Genomic DNA, 21975 nt, shown 5'->3' on the forward strand with positions numbered 1-21975 from the left:
GCGCCGCGTCAAAGCACCGTGACACCGTTCACCCCTGACGGCCCCAACCTGGTGGTGGGGGCGGAGAACCTCGCGTTCCTGCCCTCACTGCCGGACGGGTCCTTCACCGTGGTCTACCTGGATCCGCCGTTCAACACCGGCCGGACCCAGCGTCGCCAGCAGCTGTCCATGGTCCGGGCCTCCGGGGAGGAGGCGGACCGCGTGGGCTTCGGCGGGCAGAGCTACAAGACCATCAAGGGCGCCCTCTCCACGTACGACGACGCCTTCGCCGACTACTGGGAGTTCCTGGAGCCCCGGCTGCGTCAGGCCTGGCGGCTGCTGGCGGACGACGGCACCCTGTACCTGCACCTGGACTACCGCGAGGTCCACTACGCCAAGGTCATGCTGGATACGATCTTCGGCCGGGAGTGCTTCCTCAACGAGATCATCTGGGCCTACGACTTCGGCGGCCGGTCGAAGCGGCGCTGGCCGGCGAAGCATGACACGATCCTGGTCTACGTCAAGGACCCGGACGGCTACTGGTTCGACTCGGCCGAGGTGGACCGGGAACCCTACATGGCCCCCGGACTGGTCACCCCGGAGAAGGTGGCGCGCGGCAAGCTGCCCACGGACGTCTGGTGGCACACCATCGTCTCCCCCACCGGCCGGGAGAAGACCGGCTACCCCACGCAGAAGCCGGTGGGGCTGCTGCGGCGCATGGTGGCCGCCTCCTCCCGCCCCGGAGACTGGGTGCTGGACTTCTTCGCCGGCTCCGGCACCCTGGGCGCCGCCGCGGCTGAGCTGGGCCGGCGCTTCGTGCTGGTGGACCAGAACCCCGCCGCGCTCGAGGTCATGCGCGCGCGGCTGGCCGAGCACCTCTGACCCAGTCAACTGGAGGTCGAATCCGGCCCGATTACCGGGGAGTAACCCGGCAGAATGGGCCGAATCTGACCGCCAGTTGCGGAAGGAATCAGGGGCGAATGGCCTGCGTGCCGGTGGCCTGTTCCTCGATCCGGGCCACCACCTCGGCGGGGCTGGTGTGCTCCCCGATCCGGTTGGGCTTGCCGGCCCCGTGGTAGTCGGAGGAGCCCGTGATGAACAGCCCGTGCTCGGCGGCGATCAGCCGCAGGGTGCGCCGGGCCTCGTCGGGGTTGTCCCGGTGGAAGACCTCCACGCCGGCCAGCCCGGCGTCGATCATCTCGCGGAACAGCTCCATGCCGATGACCCGCCCGCGCATGGAGGCCATCGGGTGGGCGAAGACCGGGACGCCGCCGGCCTCGAGCACGAGCCGCACCGCGTCCACCGGGTCCGGGGCGTAGTGACCCACGTAGTAGGGGGAGCGCGGGGTCAGGATCGAGGTGAAGGCGGCCGAGCGGTCCCGGACGACGCCCGCGGTGACGAGGGCGTCGGCGATGTGGGGCCGTCCGAGGGTGGCGTCCGGGGTCGAATGGGCCAGCACCATGTCCCACGTGATGGGGTAGTCCTCCGCGAGCCGCTCCACCATGCGCTGGGCCCGGGTGTGGCGGGAGGACTTGGAGCGGGCGATCTCCCCGGTGAGGCCGGGGGCCAGCGGGTCATGCAGGTAGGACAGCAGGTGCACGCTGATCCCCGTGTCCGAGACGCAGGAGACCTCCATGCCGGGGACCAGGACGAGACCGTGCTCCCGGGCCGCCACCGCGGCCTCACCCCAGCCGGCGGTGGTGTCATGGTCCGTCAGGGCCAGTCCCGTCAGCCCGGCCCGGGCGGCGGCGCGCACCACCTCCGCGGGCGGCTCGGTGCCGTCCGAGATGTTGGAGTGCGTGTGCAGGTCGAACGGCATGGGCATCAGCCTAGCCAACGCCGGGGACAATGCGATGATGGACGCCATGAGTGATGCACAGTCCCAGCCCCCGGTGACCCCGGACAACGACCCCCAGCCCGTGGAGGACCGGGTGAACAACCGGTCCCAGAAGCCCACCTCGGACGCGTTCAAGCAGTTCATGGGCTCGAACTGGGCACCGGCCCAGACCCCCCTCGTGATGCCGGACGCCTCCTCCCCGTTCGCCGCCCAGCGCCGCAAGGCCCTCTCCGCGCAGTTCGAGGGCGAGCGCCTCGTCATCCCGGCCGGCCCGCTGAAGGTGCGGTCCAATGACACGGACTACCGCTTCCGCGCCCATTCGGCCTTCGCCCACCTCACGGGCCTCGGCGTGGACCACGAGCCGGATGCCGTCCTGGTGCTCGAGCCGGTGGACCCCGGCACGGGAGACCACGGCACCGACCACGAGGCCACCCTCTACTTCCGCCCGATGGCCGGCCGCGACTCCGAGGAGTTCTACTCCAACGCCCGCACCGGCGAGTTCTGGATCGGCTCCCGCCCCACGCTGGGCGAGATGCAGTCCCGGACCGGCCTGCGCACCGCTGACCTGTCCGAGCTGGAGGTCGCGGTCACCAAGAACGCCGGCGCCGTGGAGATCGGCGGCGTGCGCATCCGCCTGCTGCGTGGCTCCGACCTGGACGTGGAGGCCCTCGTGGACACCTCCCGCATCAACACCGGGGTGGACCTCGAGGCCTCCGACGCCCTGGACGCGGTGCTGGCCGAGTTCCTCTCCGAGCTCCGCCTGGTCAAGGACGGCTGGGAGGTCCAGGAGCTGCGCGGCTCCGTGGCCGCCACGATCGCCGGGTTCGAGGACATCGTCAAGGTCCTGCCCGCCGCCCGGGGCCATGCCCGCGGCGAGCGGATCGTGGAGGGCGCCTTCTTCTCCCGGGCCCGCCTCGAGGGCAACGACCTGGGCTATGACACCATCGCGGCCGCCGGCAACAACGCCACGGTGCTGCACTGGATCCGCAACAACGGCGAGGTGCGGGACGGGGAGCTCATCCTCGTGGACGCCGGGGTGGAGGCGGACTCGCTGTACACCGCGGACATCACCCGGACCCTGCCGGTCAGCGGCACCTTCACGGAGGTCCAGCGCCGGATCTACCAGGCAGTCCTCGACGCCGCCGACGCCGCCTTCGCCGCCGTGAAGCCCGGCCTGCGGTTCCGGGACGTCCACGCCACGGCCATGCAGGTGCTGGCCGACCGCCTGCACGAGTGGGGCCTGCTGCCGGTGTCCGTCGAGGAGGCCCTCTCCCCCGACGGCCAGCAGCACCGCCGCTGGATGCCGCACGGCACGAGCCACCACCTCGGCCTCGACGTGCACGACTGCGCCCAGGCCAAGCGCGAGTTCTACCTGGATGCCGAGATCGTCCCGGGCATGGTCTTCACCATCGAGCCGGGCCTGTACTTCAAGGCCGAGGACCTGGCCGTGCCCCAGGAGTACCGCGGCATCGGCGTGCGGATCGAGGATGACATCTACGTCACGGACGAGGGCGCCGAGAACCTCTCCGCCGCCCTCCCTCGCACGCCCGAGGCCGTGGAGGCCTGGATGGCGCGGCTGCTGGGCTGATCCTCCGCGGCTCCCCTGCGGCGCTCAGGAGCGGTCGCCGGGCTCGCCCGTGGCGTCCCGGGACTCGGAGGAGTCCTCCGGGGCCGGGGCGGCCCGCCGGCCGTAGCGCGGCCGGGCGTGGCCCTCCGCGGTGGTGCCGGCGTCGGCACCGGCTCCGGTCACGGTGTCCGACGCCGGCCGCTCGCCCTCCGCTACCGGTGCGGCACCGCCGTCGACGGGCCGGTCCGGATCCGAGCGACGGCCTGAGACCCCCGAGGACGCAGAGGCGCCCTTACCACCCTTGCCGTAGGCGGGGGCCTCGAACGACCCTGGGCCCGTTCCGGCCTCCCCGGCCGGGGCGTTCCGGGCCGCGTTCTCGCGCAGGATGCGCTCCTGCAGCTCCCGGGCCTCGTCCTCGGGCAGGCGCACCCCGTACTGGGGTCGGCCGTCCGGCAGGTCGGGGAAGACTCCGGTGCGCGCCGGCGCTGGGTCGGCCGGCCCCGGTGCCTGCGCCGCTGACGGTGCTGGTGTCGGTGCAGGGGCCTGTTCCGCAGACGGAGCCGGCGCGTCCGGTGCGCTGGACGCGGGACGCTCGGGGGCCGGCGTCGTGCCCTGCTGCTGGGCCAGGGGCTGAGCGGGCGGCGGGGTGGGCGCCGGGGGCCGTGCCGCGCCCGGGCGGCCGAGGGCCTGCCGGGCCTGGGCGACCGTCTCGAACTCGCAGACCACGTCGAAGTTGGACGGGACGAGCTGCTGGACCGAGTTCACGCCCCGGCCCTTGCGCATCGCGTGGCCGATCACCCCGAAGATCACCCAGACGGCCACGCCGAGGCCCACGGTGTAGAGGATCTGGACACCGCTGTCGGCGGGATCGATCAGGGTCATCAGGATGCCGAGCATCAGCCCGAAGAAGGCGCCCTGGATGGCCGAGCGCAGCGCCACCGAGGGATAGGTCAGGCGGTTGCGGATCCGCTCGACCGTGCGCAGGTCCGTGCCGACGATCGACACCGTGCGGACGTCGAACTCCTGGCCGGCGAGCTCGTCCACGATCTTCCGGGCCTCGAGGTAGGTGGGGTAAGACCCCAGTACCTCGCCGCGGGGCAGGCCGCTGACCGATGGATCGGAGGACGTGGGACCGAAGAGCATGGACATGGAACCATTGTGCCGTCCGGCGGCGGACGGGGCACCACGCAGCGGTGGGTTCTCCGCCACCGGCGTAAGGACCGCGCTCCCGGCGCAGCCCGGACACGCCGACTAGGCTGGATGGGTGAATGCCCCCAAGATCTTCGTCGCCCGCCTGCTGGGCCTGGACGTGTTCGACCCCCTGGGTGACCGTCTGGGCCGCATGCGTGACGCCGTCGTCACCGAGCGCGGGCCGGGCCAGCCACCGGTCGCCGTCGGCATCGTCATCGAGGTGCCGGGCAAGAAACGCGTGTTCGTGCCCATGACCCGCGTCACCTCCATGGGTGCCGGGCAGATCATCACCACGGGGCTCATCAACCTGCGCCGCTTCGAGCGCCGCGGGGCCGAGCTGATGGTCGCCGCCGACCTCTTCGACCGCCGCGTCACTCTCGCCGACGGCTCGGGCCAGGCCGTGCTCGAGGACCTGGGCCTGGAGCAGCAGCGCAACGGCGACTGGCTGGTCAGCGACCTCTACGTCCGGCGGGCTGCCGGGCGCAACGCCTTCGGACGCGCCCGTGGCGAGCACCTGCTGCTGGACTGGAACGAGTCCCGCTGGGCCGCCCGCGAGGAGCCGCAGGGTGCCTCCAGCTTCGTGGCCGCGCACGAGGACCTCAAGGCCGCCGACCTCGCCGACGTGCTGCACGAGATGACGGCCAAGCGCCGCGTGGAGGTGGCCGCGGAGCTGCAGGACGGGCGGCTGGCGGACGTCCTGCAGGAGCTGCCGGACGACGACCAGGTGGAGATCATCTCCAACCTGGACATCGAGCGCGCCGCGGACGTGCTCGAGGAGATGGACCCGGACGATGCCGCCGACCTCCTCCACGAGCTCTCCGACTCCCAGCAGGAACTCCTGCTGGAGCTGATGGAGCCGGAGGACGCGGACGACGTCCGCCGCCTCATGGAATACGAGGAGAACACCGCCGGGTCGGTCATGACGCCGGTGCCGGTCATCATGCCGCCCGAGGCCACCGTGGCCGAGGCGCTGGCAAACATCCGCCAGCAGGAGTTCACCCCCGCCATGGCCTCACTGGTGATCGTGGCCCGGCCCCCGCTGGAGACCCCCACCGGCCGCTACCTCGGCGTGGTGCACTTCCAGCGGCTGCTGCGCTATCCCCCGCCGGAGCCGCTGGGCAACATCCTGGACAAGGATCTCGAGCCGGTCTCCGACCTCATGCCCCTGCCGGCCGTGACCCGTGAACTGGCCACCTACAACCTGACCTGCATCCCGGTGGTCAACGAACACCACCGGGTGGTCGGTGCCGTGACCGTGGACGACGTGCTGGACCACCTGCTGCCGGACGACTGGCGCAGCATGGACGAGCCCGAGGAGGTGTCCTGATGGCGGACAAGAACCCCGAGATCACCGGCCCACGCCGGACCGGCCTCGACACGCCATTGCGCGCGCGAGGACGCCGCTGGCCCCGGCTGAGCCCCAATCCGGATGCGTTCGGCGAGGCCACGGAGGGCTTCGCCCGATTCATGGGGACACCCCAGTTCCTGCTGTGGATGACCATCTTCTGCGCCGTCTGGCTCGGCTGGAACACCTTCGCCCCCGAGATGTGGCGCTTCGACTCCGCCGCCATCGGCTTCACCGCCCTGACCCTGGTGCTGTCCCTGCAGGCCTCCTACGCCGCCCCGCTGCTGCTGCTGGCGCAGAACCGGCAGGACGACCGGGACAAGGTGTCCCTGCGGGAGGACCGCAACCGCGCCGAACGCAACCTCGCGGACACCGAATACCTCACCCGAGAGCTCGCCGGACTGCGCATCGCGCTGCAGGACGTGGCCACCCGCGACTTCGTCCGCTCGGAGATGCGGGACGCCGTCGCCGAGATCACCGAGGACCTCAAGGACGAGTGGCGCGAGCAGGTGCGGGCCGAGCTCCTCGAGGAGATGGGCCGAGGGCACGACGCCGGCCCGGCACCCCAGGCGGCCGGTTCCGGGCAGCGGAAGGGCAAGAAGAAGAAGAACCGGCCGAGCCGTGAGGCCCGCGAACGCATCGAGGGCGACGAGGAGGGCGCGCCCACCACCACCCTGGCCATCATCGCCGCCGAGGAGGCCGGCGACGCCGGATCGAACCGAGAAGCTGGAGACGACACCGCATGACTGACACCCCTGGGCCCGCCGAGGTCCCGGAGCTCACCACGGACCTGGAGCGGGCCGCATGGACCCGCCTCGGCACCGTCCTGGACCCGGAGATCCGGCGGCCGGTGACCGAACTGGGCATGATCGCCTCCGTCACCGAGGGGGGCCAGGACGATCCGGCAGGTGCCGGCCATCTCGCCGTCGGCGTCCGGCTGACGATCGCAGGCTGCCCGCTGCGGGACACCATCACCGGCGACGTGGAGCGTGCCCTGGCCGATCTGGAGGGATGCACGTCGGTCACGGTGGAGATGGCCGTCATGACCGCGGAACAGCGCGCGGCCCTCAAGGAGTTCCTGACGGGCGGCCGGCCGCCGAACCCCTTCGGGCCGGGCACCCTGACGCGGGTGTACGCCGTGGCCTCCGGCAAGGGCGGCGTGGGCAAGTCCACGGTGACGGCCAACCTCGCCACCGCCCTGGCGGACCGCGGCCTGTCCGTGGGCCTGGTGGACGCGGACATCCACGGCTTCTCCATCCCGGGCCTGCTCGGCACCACCGCCCGCCCCACGCGGGTGGACGAGATGATCCTGCCCCCGGTGGCCCACGGGGTGAAGGTCATCTCCATCGGCATGTTCCTGGACAGCGACCGGCCGGTGGCCTGGCGCGGACCGATGCTGCACCGCGCGCTCGAGCAGTTCGTGACGGACGTGTACTGGGGCGACCTCGACGTCCTGCTGGTCGACCTCCCGCCGGGCACCGGGGACATCGCCATCTCGGCCGCCCAGCTGCTGACCACCTCCGAGCTGCTGATCGTCACCACCCCGCAGCAGGCCGCGGCCCAGGTGGCGGCCCGGGCCGGGGAACTCTCCGAACAGACCGGGCAGCGGGTCGCCGGGGTGGTGGAGAACATGGCCGCCATGACCCTGCCGGACGGATCCGTGCTGGACCTCTTCGGCTCCGGCGGCGGGCAGACGGTCGCGGACCGGCTCACCGAGACGCTCGGCCGGGAGGTGCCGCTGCTCGGTTCGGTGCCGCTGGACCCCCAATTGCGCCAGGACGGCGACGGCGGCACTCCCGTGGTGCTGGAACACCCCAGTTCGCCGGCCGGGGCCGAGCTACGGCGCGTGGCCGAGTCCCTGGCGGTGCGTCCCCGCGGGCTCTCCGGGCTGAAATTGCCCGTCACTCCGCGCGACTGAGTCGACTGGGCCGACTGAGCCTAGGTGGCGTCCGCGTCAAAGGGCGCCGGCTCGATGCTTGCCGCCCCTGCCGTGGCCGGCTCGGTGGCTTCCGGGGCTGCGGTGGTCGGCTCGGGTGCCTGGGCGTCGGCGTCCGCTGCAGCGCCGGCGGAGGTGGCGGCAGCGGCGGTGGCGGCAGCGGTGCTGGCGGCCGCCGACGAGGCACCGGCCTGCCCTCGCGGGCGCCGCGGTGAGGCACCGAACAGCAGCGAGCGGGGATCCAGGTCCTTGAGGTCCTCGCGCAGTGCGTCGCGCTCACTGCGGGCCGCCTCGAGGTCACGGCGCAGGCCGCCCCGCGCGGACGAGGCTGAACTCGACGACGAACGCGAGGACGAGGAGTCGGAGACGCTGGCGGCGGCGGCCCCCTGGGTGTCCCCGTCCACCGGCTCGGCCAGGGCGTCCCGGATGATCCGCCGGGGATCGTACTGCCGCGGGTCGTACTTCTTCCAGTCGATCTCGTCGAAGTCCGTGCCCGTCTCGTCCTTGAACTGGGACTTGGCGCCCTCGGCCATGCGCCGCAGATTGCGGATCCACTCGGTGAGCTTGCGCGCGTATTCGGGAAGCTTCTCCGGCCCGAGCACGAGCACGGCCAGCAGGATCAGGATGATCAGCTCTGCGCCGTTGATACCGAAGGTCACGGAACCTTAGCCTACCCCGGGAGCCGGACCGTCACCGGCGTTCGCCCTCCGCCTCCGCCACCCACGGCAGGAGGCGTTCGAAGCCCCGCGCGAGACGGTCAGCCGGGCGTTCGGGATCCGTGCCCGCCTGCACGCGGGACCGTTCCGAGATCACCACGAGGGACATCACCCGGTCGGCGCGCTCCACCGGGAGGTCGGACTCCACCGTGTAGGCGGCCTGGGCGGTGTGGGCGGTGGCCGTCCACGAACCGTCCCCGTGGTCCAGCACGGACATCTCCACACCCACGGGCAGGTCACGCGTCTGGCCCGCCGTCGCCACGGACCCCTCGGGCGTGCCGGTGCCGGTCCGGCCGGCGCCCACCGGGCAGACGGGGATCCCGGCGTCCTCGGCCAGGGAACGGCACTCGTGGAGCACCAGGGAGGCTTGGTCGCCCTGCAGGGACATGACCACCTCGGCGGTGTCCCCCACCAGGGCCCAGCCCGTGGAGTCGTGGAGGAGGCCGAGGCCGTTCAGGCCGGGGACGTTCCAGCCGTGCTGCCGCAGATCCGTGACCATGTCCGGGGTCAGGGCGACGACTCCGGCCAGTGCCACCTCGGGACTCCCCGAGCTGTCAGCGGAGAAGTCGGTGGCACCCGCCGATACCGATGGCGAGGCGGCGGCACCGTCGACGCCGGCCGGGGACAGCACGGCGGGCCCGGACTCCCCGCCGCCGTCCGGCGCGGAGCCCTCCCCTCCGGTCACAGACGGCGAGGCGGTCCGTTCGGTGACGGGGCCGGCGTCGTGCTCCGTGCCCGGGGAGGTGGCGGACGGGCTGGCGGCGGGCAGCAGTCGGTCCCCGCCGGCGGCCTCGGCCGTGGACTCCGGGTCCCCGGCGATCCAGGCCGCGCCCAGGACGGCCACGGCGGCCAGCCCGAGGGCGCCCATCCCGGCCACCACCTTCCACCCCGCCACGCCGTCCCGCGCCTCGAGCACCGGGGTGGTGGCGGCGTCACCGGTCGACTGGCGGCGACCGGAGGACGCCTCGGCGCCCGGCGGCACGGGCCGGTCGGCGGGGGAATGATGCACGGAGGAGGCGAACTGCAGGATGCGTTCGCGCTGCTGGACCTCGCGGCGGCATTCGCCGCAGAGGGCCAGGTGGGCGGTGATCCGCTCACGGGAGACCGGAGGCAGGGCGTCCTCCACATAGGAGTCGAAGCGTGCCCGGGGGTGGAACACCGCCATCAGCGTGGACCTTTCCGCCCGCAGGCTCCTGCGGGGGACGGTACGAAGAGGGGGGTGCAGTCGGGGATCATCACTGCCGGCGACTCCTTTCCATCTCCATCCAGTCTGGCCCCCCATTCTGTGAGGAGCCTGAGCATGAAGGCGTGTCGCCGGACTCCCCGTAGTATGGATTGCCGATCGGCATCACCGGACCAGAGAATCGAGCACGCCGTATGAAGGCCCTGAGCCCCCACCAGACGGACAAGCACGCCAGCTGGGCCTTCGCCGAGTCCCGTCCGGCCGAGGACGACGTCCTCCTGCGGGCCCGTGAGCGCTCCGGCGACCTGGGGATCGTGCCCGTCACCGAGGGCGCCGCCGCCCTGCTGACGGTGCTGGCGGCGACCCGCTCCCCGGCCAACGTGGTGGAGATCGGCACGGGCGCCGGGGTGTCCGGCATCGCGCTGATGCGCGGGCTGACCCGCGAGGCGATGCTGACGACGATCGACCCGGACGCCGAGGCCCTGCGCGCCGCCCGCGAGGGCTTCGCCGAGGGCGGCTTCCCTGCCAACCGCACCCGCATGATCACCGGCCGGGCCCGCACGGTGGTCCCCCGGCTGAACAGTAAGGCCTATGACCTGGTGTTCCTCGATGCGGACAAGGCCTCCCTGGTCTTCCACGTGGAACAGGCCGCACGGCTGCTGCGCGCCGGAGGCCTGCTCATCGTCAATGACGCCCTGGACGAGGACCGGGTCCCCAAGCCCGCCGTCCGGGAGGCCTCCACCGTGGCCACCCGCGAGGCCGGCAAGCTGCTCCGGGACGACGAGATGTGGCATTCGGCGCTCGTCCCCACCGGTTCCGGCATCCTGCTGGCCGTGCGGCGCTGACGCGGCCTTCCGGGCACGCAACACCCCGGCGCCGCAGCCGTCAGGCGGCGGGGCCGGGGTGCCGGCGCTCAGCCCTCGGTGACGCCCACCAGGCACTCCTTGAGGGAGGCCGCCTCCTCCTTGTTGAGCTCGAGGACCAGTCGGCCCCCGCCGTCGATCGGCACGCGCATGATGAGGCTCCGGCCTTCCTTGGTCACTTCCATGGGACCGTCCCCGGTACGAGGCTTCATGGCTGCCATCTGTGTTCCCTTCTCGTTGCGGCCCCCGTGGTCACCACATGGCACACCGGGGGCGGCAAGACTTTTCGTGCGGCCGCACGGGTTGAGGCAATCCGGCGAGGCCGCTTCAGCGCTTGACAACCCCATTATTCCGGATTCCGCGCGGTGCCGCTAATCACACCGTGTCGGCTCCTGAGCCGGGCGATCTCGGCGTCGCGCTCGGCGAGGGCCACGGAGAGCACCTGGAGGGCCTCGTCCACCTGGTCCATGCGGTAGCCGCGCAGCCCCGGGGAGAACCTCAGCCGGTCCACGTCCGCCGCGGAGGGGTCCGGCGGCAGCAGCACGGGCGGCAGCAAGCGCACGGGGTCCGCCAACGGGGCCGCGAAGCCGCCGCGCCCGGTCACGGCCAGGGCCAGCAACCCCACCACCACGACGGCGGCCACCAGGACCAGCACCACGAAGACGCTCACTGGGGGTCACCTGCCGCCAGACCGTGGTCCGCGGCGATCCGGTGATGCTCGGGATCCCAGGTCTCCCGGTCCGGCCAGCGGCCACCGGCCACGGTGGTGAGCACGAGGGACACGGCCTCCTCCGGCGTGTCCGCCACCTGGAGCAGGTGGGCGTCCACGGCGTTGATCATGCCCCGGGACACCAGGGTGCCCCGGACCCAGTCCACCAGCGGGGACCAGAATTCCCGGCCGAGGAGCACCACGGGGAAGGCGGTGACCTTGCCGGTCTGGACCAGGGTGAGTGCCTCGAAGAGCTCGTCCAGGGTCCCCAGGCCCCCCGGGGCGACCACGAAGCCCTCGGAGTACTTCAGGAACATCACCTTCCGGACGAAGAAGTAGCGGAAGTCGACCCCGACATCGATCCAGTCGTTCATGCCCTGCTCGTGGGGTAGCTCGATCCCGAGCCCCACGGACACCCCGCCGCCCTCCTTGGCGCCCCGGTTGGCGGCCTCCATGGCTCCGGGTCCCCCGCCGGTGACCACGGTGAAGCCGGCCTCGGACAGCCGGCGCCCCACCTCCCGGGCCTGCTCGTACTCGGGAGAGCCCGGCCGCGTGCGCGCGGAGCCGAACACGGAGATGGCCGGCCCGAGGTCCGCCAGCGCCCCGAACCCCTCCACGAACTCGCCCTGGATGCGCATCACGCGCCACGCGTCCGTGGTGGTGGACTGAGGCGGCTCCTCCTGGTCCGAGCGCAACAGGAGCTGGTCGAAGGTGGGTCCCGCGGCGGCCGCGCCCCGCAGGGTCTGGGGGCCGCGCCGGATCCTGGGAGCTGGCGTGATGCCGGGGTCGGTGGAGGACGCATCGGGGGACATGGCCCCAGCCTAGGTCGTCCGGGTCCCCCACCAGACGCTCAAGAGATGTTTCAGAATGGCAACGATTGGATTAAAACAGGGCGGTGACGACCGCCGATACCTCATTCGCACCGGCCATGTCCTATAGTCTCCCTCTATGACGCAGAGCACACCGGCCCCAGCGGATCCCCCCGCGGCCGACCTCACCGCCCGGCGGGCCCTCGTCGAGCTGGAGAACGTGAACAAGCACTTCGGCTCGTTCCAGGCCCTCAAGGACATCACCCTGACCATCCCCGAGGGGCAGGTGGCGATCGTCCTCGGTCCCTCCGGCTCCGGCAAGTCGACGCTCTGCCGCACCATCAACCGGCTGGAGACCATCGACGAGGGCGGCATCATCCGCATCGACGGCGAGCCCCTCCCCGCAGAGGGCAAGGGGCTGGCCAAGCTCCGTGCCGACGTCGGCATGGTGTTCCAGTCCTTCAACCTCTTCGCGCACAAGTCGATCCTGGAGAACGTGACCCTGGGTCCGATCAAGGTCAAGGGGCTGAAGAAGTCGCAGGCCGAGCAGGAGGCCATGGCGCTGCTGGAACGCGTCGGCGTGGCCCAGCAGGCCAAGAAGATGCCGGCCCAGCTCTCCGGTGGCCAGCAGCAGCGCGTGGCCATCGCCAGGGCCCTGGCCATGAAGCCCAAGGTCATGCTCTTCGATGAGCCCACCTCCGCGCTCGACCCTGAGATGGTCCAGGAGGTGCTGGACGCCATGGTCCAGCTCGCCCACGAGGGCATGACGATGGTGGTGGTCACCCACGAGATGGGCTTCGCCCGCAAGGCCGGGGAACGGGTGGTCTTCATGGACCAGGGCGCCATCCTCGAGGACACCGATCCGGAGTCGTTCTTCTCGAATCCGCAGCACCCCCGGGCCAAGGACTTCCTGGGCAAGATCCTCACCCACTAACGCACCACCGCACCACCGAACCTGTCACCACAGCACCCAACCGCTCGGCTCACGAGCACCGTCACTGGAGGAACCATGCGCAAGAAGCTCCTGTCCGCCGCCGCCGTCGCCGCGTCGGCCGCCCTCGTCCTGTCCGCCTGCTCCCCGTCGTCCACCGACGCCGGCAGCGAGGGTGGCGGCACCGAATCCGCCGGTGGCGGCGGCGGCGACTCCGTCCGCATCGGCATCAAGTTCGACCAGCCGGGCCTCGGCTTCCGCGAGGGAAACAGCGATCCCACCGGGTTCGACGTGGACGTCGCCACGTACGTGGCCGGCGAACTCGGCTACTCCGAGGACCAGATCGAGTGGGTCCAGACCCCCTCGGCCAATCGCGAGAACGCCCTCGAGGGCGGCGAGGTCGACATGATCTTCGCGACGTACTCCATCACGGACGAGCGCGCCGAGCGCGTCGGCTTCGCGGGACCGTACTTCGTGGCCGGTCAGGACCTGCTGGTCCGCTCCGACGACTCGGAGATCACGGGCCCCGAGGACCTGGACGGCAAGAACCTCTGCTCGGTGACCGGCTCCACCTCCGCCCAGAAGATCAAGGACGAGTTCGCCGAGGGAGTGAACCTCGTGGAGCAGGGCGGCTACGCCGAGTGCGTGACCTACCTCGAGTCCGGACAGGTGGACGCCGTCACCACGGACGACATCATCCTGGCCGGCCTGGCCGCCACCCCGGAGAACTCCGGCAAGTTCAAGGTGGTCGGCAATGCCTTCACCGTCGAACGCTACGGCGTCGGCATCCCGAAGGGCGGCGAGGACTGCCAGGCCATCAACGATGCCATCACCAAGATGAAGGACGAGGGAGCCTGGGAAGAGGCCCTGACCACCAACACCGAGGGCACCGGCTACACCCCGGACGAGGAGCTGAACAACGGCCCCGAGGCCGAGATGGAATCCTGCGAGGCCTGATCCGCCCGCAGGACCGCACCGTAGGACGGCGGCGGGCCGGGCACCCCGCCCGGCCCGCCGCCGTCGTCCTCAGGCCACTGCCCGCAGGCCACCCCCGGCCGCCGGCCACTGACACAGGAAGCTCATGAACGGATTCCTCGAACTCTTCGCCGAATACGACATCCTCGGCGCCTTCTGGATGAACGTCCGGCTGACCCTGTTGGCGGCCGTCGGATCCTTCGTCCTCGGCGTGGTCCTGGCGCTCTTCCGGATCTCCCCGGTCGGGTCCCTCCGGAGCATCGGCACGTCGTATGTGAACATCGTCCGGAACACCCCGCTGACCATCATCATGGTGCTCGGCGTGTTGGCCGTCTGGGGTCAGCTGAAGATCGAGTTCTCGCGGGACTTCGATCTGAACTTCTTCACCTACGCGGTGATCTCCCTCTCGCTGTACCACGCGTCCTTCGTGTGCGAGGCCATCCGGTCCGGCGTGAACACCGTGCCGCTGGGTCAGGCCGAGGCGGCCCGCGCCATCGGCCTCAGCTTCCTGCCGGCGGCCCGCATGGTCGTGCTGCCGCAGGCCCTGCGCGGAGCCGTGACCCCGCTGGGCAACACCCTGATCGCCCTGACCAAGAACACCACGGTGGCCGCGGCCGCGTCCGTGGCGGAGGCGTCCGGGCTGATGAAGTCCATGATCGAGTTCAACCCGGACCTGATGATCTACATCTTCCTCACCATCGCGATCGGATTCTGCATCATCGTCATCCCCATGGGCATCCTGACCACCTGGCTCTCCGACAAGCTGGCGGTGGCCCGATGACCGCCACGACGTCCGTCCTCTTCGACGCCCCGGGTCCCAAGGCCCGGCGCAACATCCTGATCTCCAACGCCGTCGCGCTGCTCGCAGTGCTCGTGGTCGTGGTCCTGGTGCTGATGCAGCTGGACCGCCAGGACCAACTGGCCCCGGACAAGTGGGTCAACGCCCTCAACGGAAACGCCTGGGCCAACTACTACCTGCCTGGCCTGCAGTTCACGCTGCAGTCCTCCGGCATCGCCGTGGTCACGGCCCTGGTGTTCGGCCTGATCTTCGGCTTCCTGCGGCTGGCGCCCTTCGCGATCGTCCGCGCCGCCTCCGGCGTCGTCGTGGAGTTCTTCCGCGCCGTCCCGGTGCTGGTGATGATGTTCTTCCTGTACTTCTTCTTCTCCCGCGTGGTGGCCCCGACCGGGCTGATCGCCTCCGCGGACGCCGCCTACTACGGGGTGATCGTGGGCCTGACGGTCTACAACGGGGCGGTCATCGCGGAGCTGGTGCGCTCGGGCGTCAAGTCCCTGCCCAAGGGGCAGCGGGAGGCCGCGGCGGCCGTCGGCATGACGAACAACCAGTCGCTGCGCCTCGTGGAGGTTCCGCAGGCGCTGACCGCCATGCTGCCGTCCCTGCTCAGCCAGTTCGTGGTGATCCTGAAGGACTCCGCGCTCGGCTACCTGATCGGCTTCTACGAACTCCTGCAGTACTCGCGACAGCTGGGCTCGGGATACTCCAACATCCTGCAGACCCTGGTGGTGGCGGCGCTGATCTTCATCGTCATCAACTTCCTGCTGACCTGGCTGGCCTCCAAGCTGGCCGGGAACCTGTCCTCGCGGACCAGTGGCGACGTGGCCCCGACCACCTCCACCACCATGGCCCCGACGGTGGACGCCGAGACGAAGTAGCCGGTCAGTCGGTCCATCCTGGACAGCCCGCCGGGGCCTCCGGCAGCAGCCACCGGGTGAGGGCCGCCAGGCAGTCGCGGACCGCGCCGGCGCTCACGTGCTCGTCGTCGGTGTGGGCCAGCAGGGCGTCGCCGGGGCCGAAGTTCACGGCGGGCACCCCCAGCGCGGAGAAGCGCGCCACGTCGGTCCAGCCGTACTTCGGCATCGGCGTCCCCCCGACGGCGTCCACGAAGGCGGCGGCGGCCGGGTGGTCCAGTCCCGGGCGGGCCGCGGCGGACTCGTCGGTGACCTCTACCTGGGCCCGGTCCACTCCGGCGGAGGCGAGGACCGAGAACACGTGTTCATGCGCCTGGGCCAGGTCCTTGTCCGGGGCGAACCGGTAGTTGACCTCCACGGTGCAGGCGTCCGGGATGACGTTGCCGGCGGTGCCGCCGTGGATCCGCACGGCGTTGAGCCCCTCCCGGTAGTCCAGGCCCTCCACCCTCACGGTGGCCGGCTCGTAGGACGCCAGCACGGCCAGCAGCGGCGCGGCGGCGTGGACGGCGTTGGTCCCCCGCCACGCCCGGCCCGAGTGTGCCGCCACCCCGGGCACGGTCACCGCATACCGGTTGGTCCCGTTGCAGCCGCCCTCCACCACGCCGTCGGTGGGCTCGAGCAGCACCGCGAAGTCGGCCTCCAGCAGCTCCGGGGCCTCGCGGGCCACCCGGCCCAGGCCCGAGAACTCGGAGCCGACCTCCTCGTGGTCGTAGAAGACCCAGGTGACGTCGCGCTCGGGGACCGGGCCGCCGTCGCGCCCCATCAGCCCGGCCAGCGCGAGCTGGACGGCCACGCCCGACTTCATGTCCGTGGCGCCACGGCCGTAGAGCAGGTCCGCGTCCCCCGGAAGGCCGGAGCGCACGACGTCGGCCGCCGGCTCCCAGCGCGAGGGCACCGTCCCGGCGGCGCCGGGGGTCGTGGGCAGCGGGACGGTGTCCAGGTGTCCGGCCAGCACCACCCGGGAGTCCAGTCCGAGGTCGGTGCGCGCCACGAGCGTGTCCCCGATCCGCCGCACCCGCAGCCGGGGCAGGGCGCGCAGGGCGGCCTCGACGGCGTCCGCGAGCGGGCCCTCATGGTCCGAGACGGAGTGGATGTCCAGTAGGGCGGCCGTCAGCAGGGCCACGTCCGTGTCCAGGGGCGGCAACGAGGGCACGGGTTCGCCGGCGTGCTGCCCGGCCGGGCTGGGAGTCTCCATGACCGCCAGTCTAGATCCGGGCCAGTAGGATATTTCCCATGACCTCCAACCCCACCCAGCAGGGTCCCACCGTGCCGTCCGACCGCTCCGACCAGGCCGGGGCGCACCGGGCGGACGGGCCGCGGCTCGCCTCGGGCACGGGCCTGGCCACCGTGGCGGCGGACGGCACCGTGCTGGACGTCTGGTACCCGGCCCCGGTGCTCGGCGGGCCGTCCGGCGCCGACCTCACGGAGGCGCTGACGGCCCTCGCCGTGGCGGACGCCGACCGCGGGACGAGCCAGCAGGTCCATTCCGTGCAGATCGACCTCGATGCCGCCCCGGCCGACGCCCTGGACGCCTGGCTGCGCCTGCACCTGCTCTCCCACCGGCTGGTGCAGCCCAACACCATCAACCTGGACGGCGTCTTCGGCGTGCTGGCCAACGTGGTGTGGACCAACCTCGGGCCGTGCCTGCCGGCCGGGTTCGAGGTCACCCGACTGAGGCTGCGGGCCCGCGGACCGGTCCAGGTGTACGGCGTGGACAAGTTCCCCCGGATGACGGACTACGTGGTGCCCACCGGCGTGCGCATCGGCGATGCCGACCGCGTCCGCCTCGGCGCACACCTGGCCGAGGGCACCACCGTGATGCACGAGGGATTCGTCAACTTCAACGCCGGGACCCTCGGCGCCTCCATGGTGGAGGGCCGGATCTCGGCCGGCGTGGTGGTCGGGGACGGCTCCGACGTGGGCGGCGGCGCCTCCATCATGGGCACCCTGTCCGGCGGCGGCTCGCAGCGGATCACCATCGGCGAGCGGGTCCTGCTAGGCGCGAACTCCGGCGTCGGCATCTCCGTGGGCGACGACTCCGTGGTCGAGGCGGGCCTCTACATCACCGCCGGCACCCGGGTGACGGTCCGCACCGCGGCGGAGGGGGCCCAGCAGTCCACCGTGAAGGCCCTGGACCTCTCCGGCATGCCGAACCTGCTGTTCCGCCGCGACTCCTCCACGGGCCAGGTCCAGGCCCTGCCCCGCGCCGGCCAGACCGTCAACCTCAACGACGCACTGCATGCCAACTGACCGGCACCGGCACGGAGGGCCGTCCACGACGCGCCATCCGATGGGACAGCCATGAGCGGCAGGGCCCGCCGGCGCCGGCGGGCCCTGGGCGTCCTGTCCCTGTGCGTGGTGCTGGTGGCCGGCGGCAGCTGGGCGGCCGCCCGGTTCATCGATTCCTCCGAGATCATGGTGCGGGAGCACTGCACCGCGATCGTGGGCGCGGACTCCTTCACCCTGGCCCCGGACCAGGCCGCCAACGCCGCGCTGATCTCCGCCGTGTCCATGGACCGCGGCCTGCCGGCGCGGGCGGCCTCGATCGGCATCGCCACCGCCGTGCAGGAGTCCAGGCTGCGCAACATCGACTACGGAGACCGGGCCGGACCCGACTCCCGCGGGCTGTTCCAGCAGCGCCCCTCCCAGGGCTGGGGCTCCGAGGAACAGGTCATGGATCCCGTCTACGCCGCCAACCGCTTCTACCAGGAACTCGAGCTGCTGGTCCCGGACTTCGAGGACCTGGACATCACGGTGGCCGCCCAGACGGTCCAGCGCTCCGCGTTCCCGGACGCCTACGCCGACCACGAGCCGGAGGGCCGGGCCTACGCCTCCGCGCTGACCGGCCACTCCCCCGCAGGCCTGAACTGCGTGCTCAAGTCGGCCGAGGAGCCCGGGGATGCCCATGCCATGACGGCCGCCCTGCAGGACCAGCTCTCCTCGGTCCAGCCGCAGGTCTCCGACGACGGCCGGACCGTCACCATCCCGGCCTCCGGCCCGCGGGGCTGGGCCCTCGTGCAGTGGGCCGTGGCGAACGCCGAGCAGTTCGGCGTCACCGCCGCCTCCTTCGGGGGCCAGGGCTGGGTGCGGGCCGACCGCGGCTGGGCCCCGGCGACCGGCACCGAGGGCGCCGTCACGGTGACCCTCGCCGGCTGACCGGCGCCGGCTGGCCCGCGCCACCGGCGCCGGCCCTTAACGAGCTTTCCGGGCAGAGATCACTGGTGATCTCTGCCCGGAAAACGGGAGGGGAGGGGGGTCAGCGGGCGGGGTAGTCCCGCAGGTCGTGACCGGTGTAGACCTGCCGCGGCCGGCCGATCTTGGTGGCGGGGTCCTCGATGAGCTCGCGCCACTGCGCGATCCAGCCCGGCAGGCGGCCGAGGGCGAACAGCGGGGTGAACATCTTCTCCGGGAAGCCCATGGCCTTGTAGATCAGGCCGGTGTAGAAGTCGACGTTCGGGTAGAGCTTGCGCTCGATGAAGTAGTCGTCCGCCAGGGCCTTCTCCTCGAGGCGCAGGGCGATCTCCAGCAGCTCGTCGTTGCCGCCCAGTTTGCCCAGGATGTCATGGGCGGTCTTCTTGACGATCTTGGCGCGCGGGTCGTAGTTCTTGTAGACGCGGTGACCGAAGCCCATGAGCTTCACCCCGTCCTCCTTGTTCTTGACCTTGTCCATGAAGTCCTCGGGCTTGACGCCCTCCGACTTGATGGAGCGCAGCATGTTCAGCACGGCCTCGTTGGCCCCGCCGTGCAGCGGGCCGTAGAGGGCGTTGATACCGGCCGAGATGGAGGCGAACATGTTGGCGTGGGAGGAGCCCACGAGCCGCACCGTGGAGGTGGAGCAGTTCTGCTCGTGGTCCGCGTGCAGGATGAGCAGCAGGTCCAGGGCCTTGACCATGTCCGGGTCCAGCTCGAACGGCTCGGCGGGGACACCGAAGCACTGGCGCAGGAAGTTCTCCACCAGGTTCAGGGAGTTGTCCGGGTAGAGCATCGGCTGGCCGATCGACTTCTTGAACGCGTAGGAGGCGATCACCGGCAGCTTGGCCATGAGCCGGATGGTGGAGATGTGGACCTGCTCCTCGTCGAAGGGGTCCAGCGAGTCCGGATAGAACGTGGAGAGGGCGGACACCGCCGAGGAGAGCACCGGCATGGGGTGCGCATCCCGCGGGAAGCCCGAGAAGAAGCCCTTGAGGTCCTCGTGCAGCATGGTGTGGCGGCGGATGTTCTGGTCCCACTCACCCAGCTGGTCACCGGTGGGCAGCTCGCCGTAGATCAGCAGGTAGGCGACCTCGAGGAACGAGGAGTTCTCGGCCAGCTGCTCGATCGGGTACCCGCGGTAGCGCAGCACGCCCTCGTCGCCGTCGATGTAGGTGATCGCGGACTTGGCGTTGGCCGTGTTCATGAAGCCCGGGTCGTAGGTGACCTGACCGGTGGACTTCAGCAGCGGGCCGATGTTCAGGCCGTCGTTGCCGACGGTGGCCTTCTCCCGGCCCAGCTCGACGGTGGTGCCGTCGACGGACAGCTGAGCTGACGAGTTCTCGGTCATGGGTACTCCCTCAGGGGTTGTGCAGTGTGCGAACCGCCGCCTGGATCGCAGCGGCGCATCACGGCGACCGCAGGTGGTCGATCCGGTGGTTCAATCCATGTCAACGCTACCAAGGTGGGAGCCCTGACAGGGAATCGATGACTATTTCACCAGTCCTGGAGTCACCGCCAGGCGCGCAACCGCTCCGCCGCCTGCGCGACCGCGTCGTCGCTGGCGGTGAGGGCCACCCGCACGTAGCCGTTGCCGGCCGCGCCGTAGAAGGTGCCCGGACCGACCAGGATGCCCAACTCGGCCAGGGCGCCGACCAGGTCCCAGCTGTCCTGCTCGCTGGGGGCCGGCCGGCCGGCGTCGTGCACACCGGTTCCGGGGCGGCCGTCCCGGGTCCACAGGTACAGCCCGGCCTCGGAGTGGTCCACCACGAGGCCGGCGGACTCGAGGGCGTCCCGGAGCAGGGTGCGGCGGGACCGGTAGCGGTCCTTCTGCTCCCCCACGTGGGTGTCATCGGCCAGGGCAGCGGTCATAGCAGCCTGGACCGGCATCGGGACGATCATGCCCGCGTGTTTGCGGCTGTTGATGAGGGCCGCCACGAGCGCGGGATCCCCCGCGGCGAAGGCGGCTCGGTAGCCGGCCAGGTTGGACTGCTTGGACAGCGAGTACACGCTGAGCAGGCCCGTGTGGTCGCCGCCGCTGACCTCGTCGGCGAGGATGCAGGGGGTGCCGGGGGCGCCGGGCGTGTCCCACTCGCCCCAGCCGAGCTCGGCGTAGCACTCGTCCCCGGCCACCACGGCGCCCACCGCACGGCCCTGGGCGACGACGGCGCGCAGCTGCTCGGCGGAGGCCACCTTCCCGGTGGGATTGGCCGGGGAGTTGGTCCAGATGAGCTTCACCCGCGCCCGAGTGTCCGCCCCCAGCTCGTCGAGGGAGTCGGCGGCGACGGCGGTGGCGCCCACGAGCAGGGCACCGATGTCATACGTCGGGTAGGCCACGGAGGGGCGGACCACCACGTCCCCGGGGCCGAGCCCGAGCAGCAGCGGCAGCCACGCGATGAACTCCTTGGAGCCCACGGTCGGCAGGACGGCCTGCGGGTCCAGCCCGGGGACCCCCCGGCGCCGCTCGAACCACGCGCCGATCGCCTCCCGCAGGGCCGGCGTGCCCTGCGTGGTCGGGTAGCCGTGCGCGTTGGCCGCGGCCGACAGGGCGTCCTGGATCAGGGCCGGGGTGCTGTCCACGGGGGTGCCGATGGACAGGTCGGCGAGGCCGCCGGGATGGGCCTGCGCCGTGGCGCGGTAGGGGGCCAGGGACTCCCAGGGGTACTCGGGCAGCCGCAGCACCGGCTCTACAGGCCTTCGGGCATCGGCTGCGGCGGCAGTGCCGCGATCAGCGCGTGGTCCTTGGGGATCAGGCCCATCTTGGCCGCGCCGCCCGGGGAACCCAGGTCGTCGAAGAACTCGACGTTGGCCTTGTAGTAGTCGGCCCACTCCTCAGGGGTGTCGTCCTCGTAGAAGATGGCCTCCACGGGGCACACCGGCTCGCAGGCGCCGCAGTCGACGCATTCGTCCGGGTGGATGTAGAGGGAGCGTTCCCCTTCGTAGATGCAGTCGACCGGGCATTCCTCGATGCAGGCCTTGTCCTTGACATCCACACACGGCAGGGCAATCACGTACGTCACGTGGGACCGTCCACCTTC

The 21975-nt window shown here is 71.4% G+C and carries 23 protein-coding genes; 12 read left to right on the forward strand and 11 right to left on the reverse strand.

Annotated elements, in window-relative coordinates; translation table 11 throughout:
* The first annotated feature begins 18 nt into the window (after window positions 1-18).
* Window positions 19-861, forward strand: a complete 843-nt coding sequence (locus RE421_RS13270; RefSeq protein WP_309810808.1) for a site-specific DNA-methyltransferase — start codon at window positions 19-21, stop codon at window positions 859-861.
* An 88-nt stretch (window positions 862-949) separates the two neighbouring features.
* Here the strand turns inward: RE421_RS13270 and RE421_RS13275 are convergent, their stop codons facing one another.
* Window positions 950-1798: a PHP domain-containing protein gene (locus RE421_RS13275; RefSeq protein ID WP_309810811.1), complete on the reverse strand. Its 849-nt coding sequence runs from the start codon at window positions 1796-1798 to the stop codon at window positions 950-952.
* Window positions 1799-1844: 46 nt separating this feature from the next.
* On the opposite strand from RE421_RS13275, the gene RE421_RS13280 reads away from it, so the two are divergent.
* Entirely contained in the window at window positions 1845-3404 is a 1560-nt protein-coding gene (locus RE421_RS13280; protein ID WP_309810813.1) for an aminopeptidase P family protein, read from the forward strand.
* Between the two features lie 24 nt (window positions 3405-3428).
* Here RE421_RS13280 and RE421_RS13285 read toward each other — a convergent pair whose 3' ends face one another.
* Complete coding sequence (locus RE421_RS13285; protein WP_309810816.1) at window positions 3429-4532, reverse strand: general stress protein; 1104 nt, start codon at window positions 4530-4532, stop codon at window positions 3429-3431.
* 115 nt (window positions 4533-4647) lie between these two features.
* Between RE421_RS13285 and RE421_RS13290 the strand changes: the two genes are divergently transcribed.
* Genes RE421_RS13290 through RE421_RS13300 form a run of 3 tightly spaced genes read left to right on the forward strand, consistent with a single transcriptional unit; the run spans window position 4648 to window position 7837 of the window.
* The gene (locus tag RE421_RS13290; RefSeq protein ID WP_309810820.1) at window positions 4648-5901 is read left to right on the forward strand and encodes a magnesium transporter MgtE N-terminal domain-containing protein; all 1254 of its coding nucleotides are present in this window, start codon (window positions 4648-4650) and stop codon (window positions 5899-5901) included.
* Window positions 5901-6665: a DUF1003 domain-containing protein gene (locus RE421_RS13295; protein ID WP_309810824.1), complete on the forward strand. Its 765-nt coding sequence runs from the start codon at window positions 5901-5903 to the stop codon at window positions 6663-6665. The genes RE421_RS13290 and RE421_RS13295 overlap by 1 nt, the downstream gene beginning before the upstream one ends.
* Window positions 6662-7837, forward strand: a complete 1176-nt coding sequence (locus RE421_RS13300) for an Mrp/NBP35 family ATP-binding protein (protein ID WP_309810826.1) — start codon at window positions 6662-6664, stop codon at window positions 7835-7837. Before RE421_RS13295 ends, RE421_RS13300 begins: the two co-directional genes overlap by 4 nt.
* A 20-nt stretch (window positions 7838-7857) precedes the next feature.
* Here RE421_RS13300 and RE421_RS13305 read toward each other — a convergent pair whose 3' ends face one another.
* Window positions 7858-8514 (reverse strand): twin-arginine translocase TatA/TatE family subunit, encoded by a 657-nt coding sequence (locus RE421_RS13305; RefSeq protein WP_309810828.1) that lies wholly within the window; start codon window positions 8512-8514, stop codon window positions 7858-7860.
* Window positions 8515-8545: 31 nt separating this feature from the next.
* Entirely contained in the window at window positions 8546-9736 is a 1191-nt protein-coding gene (locus tag RE421_RS13310; protein WP_309810830.1) for a zf-HC2 domain-containing protein, read from the reverse strand.
* Between the two features lie 212 nt (window positions 9737-9948).
* On the opposite strand from RE421_RS13310, the gene RE421_RS13315 reads away from it, so the two are divergent.
* Window positions 9949-10599 (forward strand): class I SAM-dependent methyltransferase, encoded by a 651-nt coding sequence (locus RE421_RS13315; RefSeq protein ID WP_309810833.1) that lies wholly within the window; start codon window positions 9949-9951, stop codon window positions 10597-10599.
* Window positions 10600-10667: 68 nt separating this feature from the next.
* Here RE421_RS13315 and RE421_RS13320 read toward each other — a convergent pair whose 3' ends face one another.
* From RE421_RS13320 to RE421_RS13330, 3 genes are all read right to left on the reverse strand, one after another.
* A complete protein-coding gene (locus RE421_RS13320; RefSeq protein ID WP_309810837.1) occupies window positions 10668-10838 on the reverse strand; it encodes a DUF3117 domain-containing protein in 171 nt (56 codons plus the stop codon).
* 125 nt (window positions 10839-10963) lie between these two features.
* On the reverse strand, window positions 10964-11287 hold the full coding sequence (locus RE421_RS13325) for a DivIVA domain-containing protein (protein ID WP_309810839.1): 324 nt from the start codon (window positions 11285-11287) through the stop codon (window positions 10964-10966).
* Window positions 11284-12138 (reverse strand): TIGR00730 family Rossman fold protein, encoded by an 855-nt coding sequence (locus tag RE421_RS13330; RefSeq protein WP_309810842.1) that lies wholly within the window; start codon window positions 12136-12138, stop codon window positions 11284-11286. Before RE421_RS13330 ends, RE421_RS13325 begins: the two co-directional genes overlap by 4 nt.
* A 136-nt stretch (window positions 12139-12274) precedes the next feature.
* Between RE421_RS13330 and RE421_RS13335 the strand changes: the two genes are divergently transcribed.
* The 4 genes from RE421_RS13335 (at window position 12275) to RE421_RS13350 (ending at window position 15712) form a co-directional block, all read left to right on the forward strand.
* Window positions 12275-13069 (forward strand): amino acid ABC transporter ATP-binding protein, encoded by a 795-nt coding sequence (locus RE421_RS13335; protein ID WP_309810844.1) that lies wholly within the window; start codon window positions 12275-12277, stop codon window positions 13067-13069.
* A 75-nt stretch (window positions 13070-13144) separates the two neighbouring features.
* Window positions 13145-14023, forward strand: a complete 879-nt coding sequence (locus RE421_RS13340) for a glutamate ABC transporter substrate-binding protein (protein ID WP_309810847.1) — start codon at window positions 13145-13147, stop codon at window positions 14021-14023.
* 124 nt (window positions 14024-14147) lie between these two features.
* Window positions 14148-14822, forward strand: a complete 675-nt coding sequence (locus RE421_RS13345) for an ABC transporter permease subunit (protein WP_309810850.1) — start codon at window positions 14148-14150, stop codon at window positions 14820-14822.
* A complete protein-coding gene (locus RE421_RS13350; RefSeq protein WP_309810853.1) occupies window positions 14819-15712 on the forward strand; it encodes an amino acid ABC transporter permease in 894 nt (297 codons plus the stop codon). The genes RE421_RS13345 and RE421_RS13350 overlap by 4 nt, the downstream gene beginning before the upstream one ends.
* Window positions 15713-15716: 4 nt before the next feature.
* Here the strand turns inward: RE421_RS13350 and dapE are convergent, their stop codons facing one another.
* On the reverse strand, window positions 15717-16943 hold the full coding sequence (gene dapE, locus RE421_RS13355; RefSeq protein ID WP_309810855.1) for a succinyl-diaminopimelate desuccinylase: 1227 nt from the start codon (window positions 16941-16943) through the stop codon (window positions 15717-15719).
* Window positions 16944-16981: 38 nt separating this feature from the next.
* On the opposite strand from dapE, the gene dapD reads away from it, so the two are divergent.
* Both dapD and RE421_RS13365 read left to right on the forward strand, forming a co-directional pair.
* Window positions 16982-17998 (forward strand): 2,3,4,5-tetrahydropyridine-2,6-dicarboxylate N-succinyltransferase, encoded by a 1017-nt coding sequence (gene dapD, locus RE421_RS13360; RefSeq protein WP_309810860.1) that lies wholly within the window; start codon window positions 16982-16984, stop codon window positions 17996-17998.
* Between the two features lie 51 nt (window positions 17999-18049).
* Window positions 18050-18904: a hypothetical protein gene (locus RE421_RS13365; protein ID WP_309810863.1), complete on the forward strand. Its 855-nt coding sequence runs from the start codon at window positions 18050-18052 to the stop codon at window positions 18902-18904.
* A gap of 100 nt (window positions 18905-19004) precedes the next feature.
* On the opposite strand, the gene RE421_RS13370 is transcribed toward RE421_RS13365, so the two are convergent.
* From RE421_RS13370 to fdxA, 3 genes are all read right to left on the reverse strand, one after another.
* On the reverse strand, window positions 19005-20288 hold the full coding sequence (locus tag RE421_RS13370; RefSeq protein ID WP_309810865.1) for a citrate synthase: 1284 nt from the start codon (window positions 20286-20288) through the stop codon (window positions 19005-19007).
* Window positions 20289-20449: 161 nt separating this feature from the next.
* Window positions 20450-21619 carry a succinyldiaminopimelate transaminase gene (dapC, locus tag RE421_RS13375; RefSeq protein ID WP_309810868.1) on the reverse strand — a complete coding sequence of 390 codons (1170 nt, stop codon included), beginning with the start codon at window positions 21617-21619 and terminating at the stop codon, window positions 20450-20452.
* Window positions 21620-21624: 5 nt separating this feature from the next.
* The gene (fdxA, locus tag RE421_RS13380) at window positions 21625-21957 is read right to left on the reverse strand and encodes a ferredoxin (RefSeq protein WP_309810870.1); all 333 of its coding nucleotides are present in this window, start codon (window positions 21955-21957) and stop codon (window positions 21625-21627) included.
* Between the last annotated feature and the right edge of the window lie 18 nt (window positions 21958-21975).

It is taken from the genome of Citricoccus sp. I39-566 (assembly GCF_031432995.1).
GTDB lineage: Bacteria > Actinomycetota > Actinomycetes > Actinomycetales > Micrococcaceae > Citricoccus > Citricoccus nitrophenolicus_A.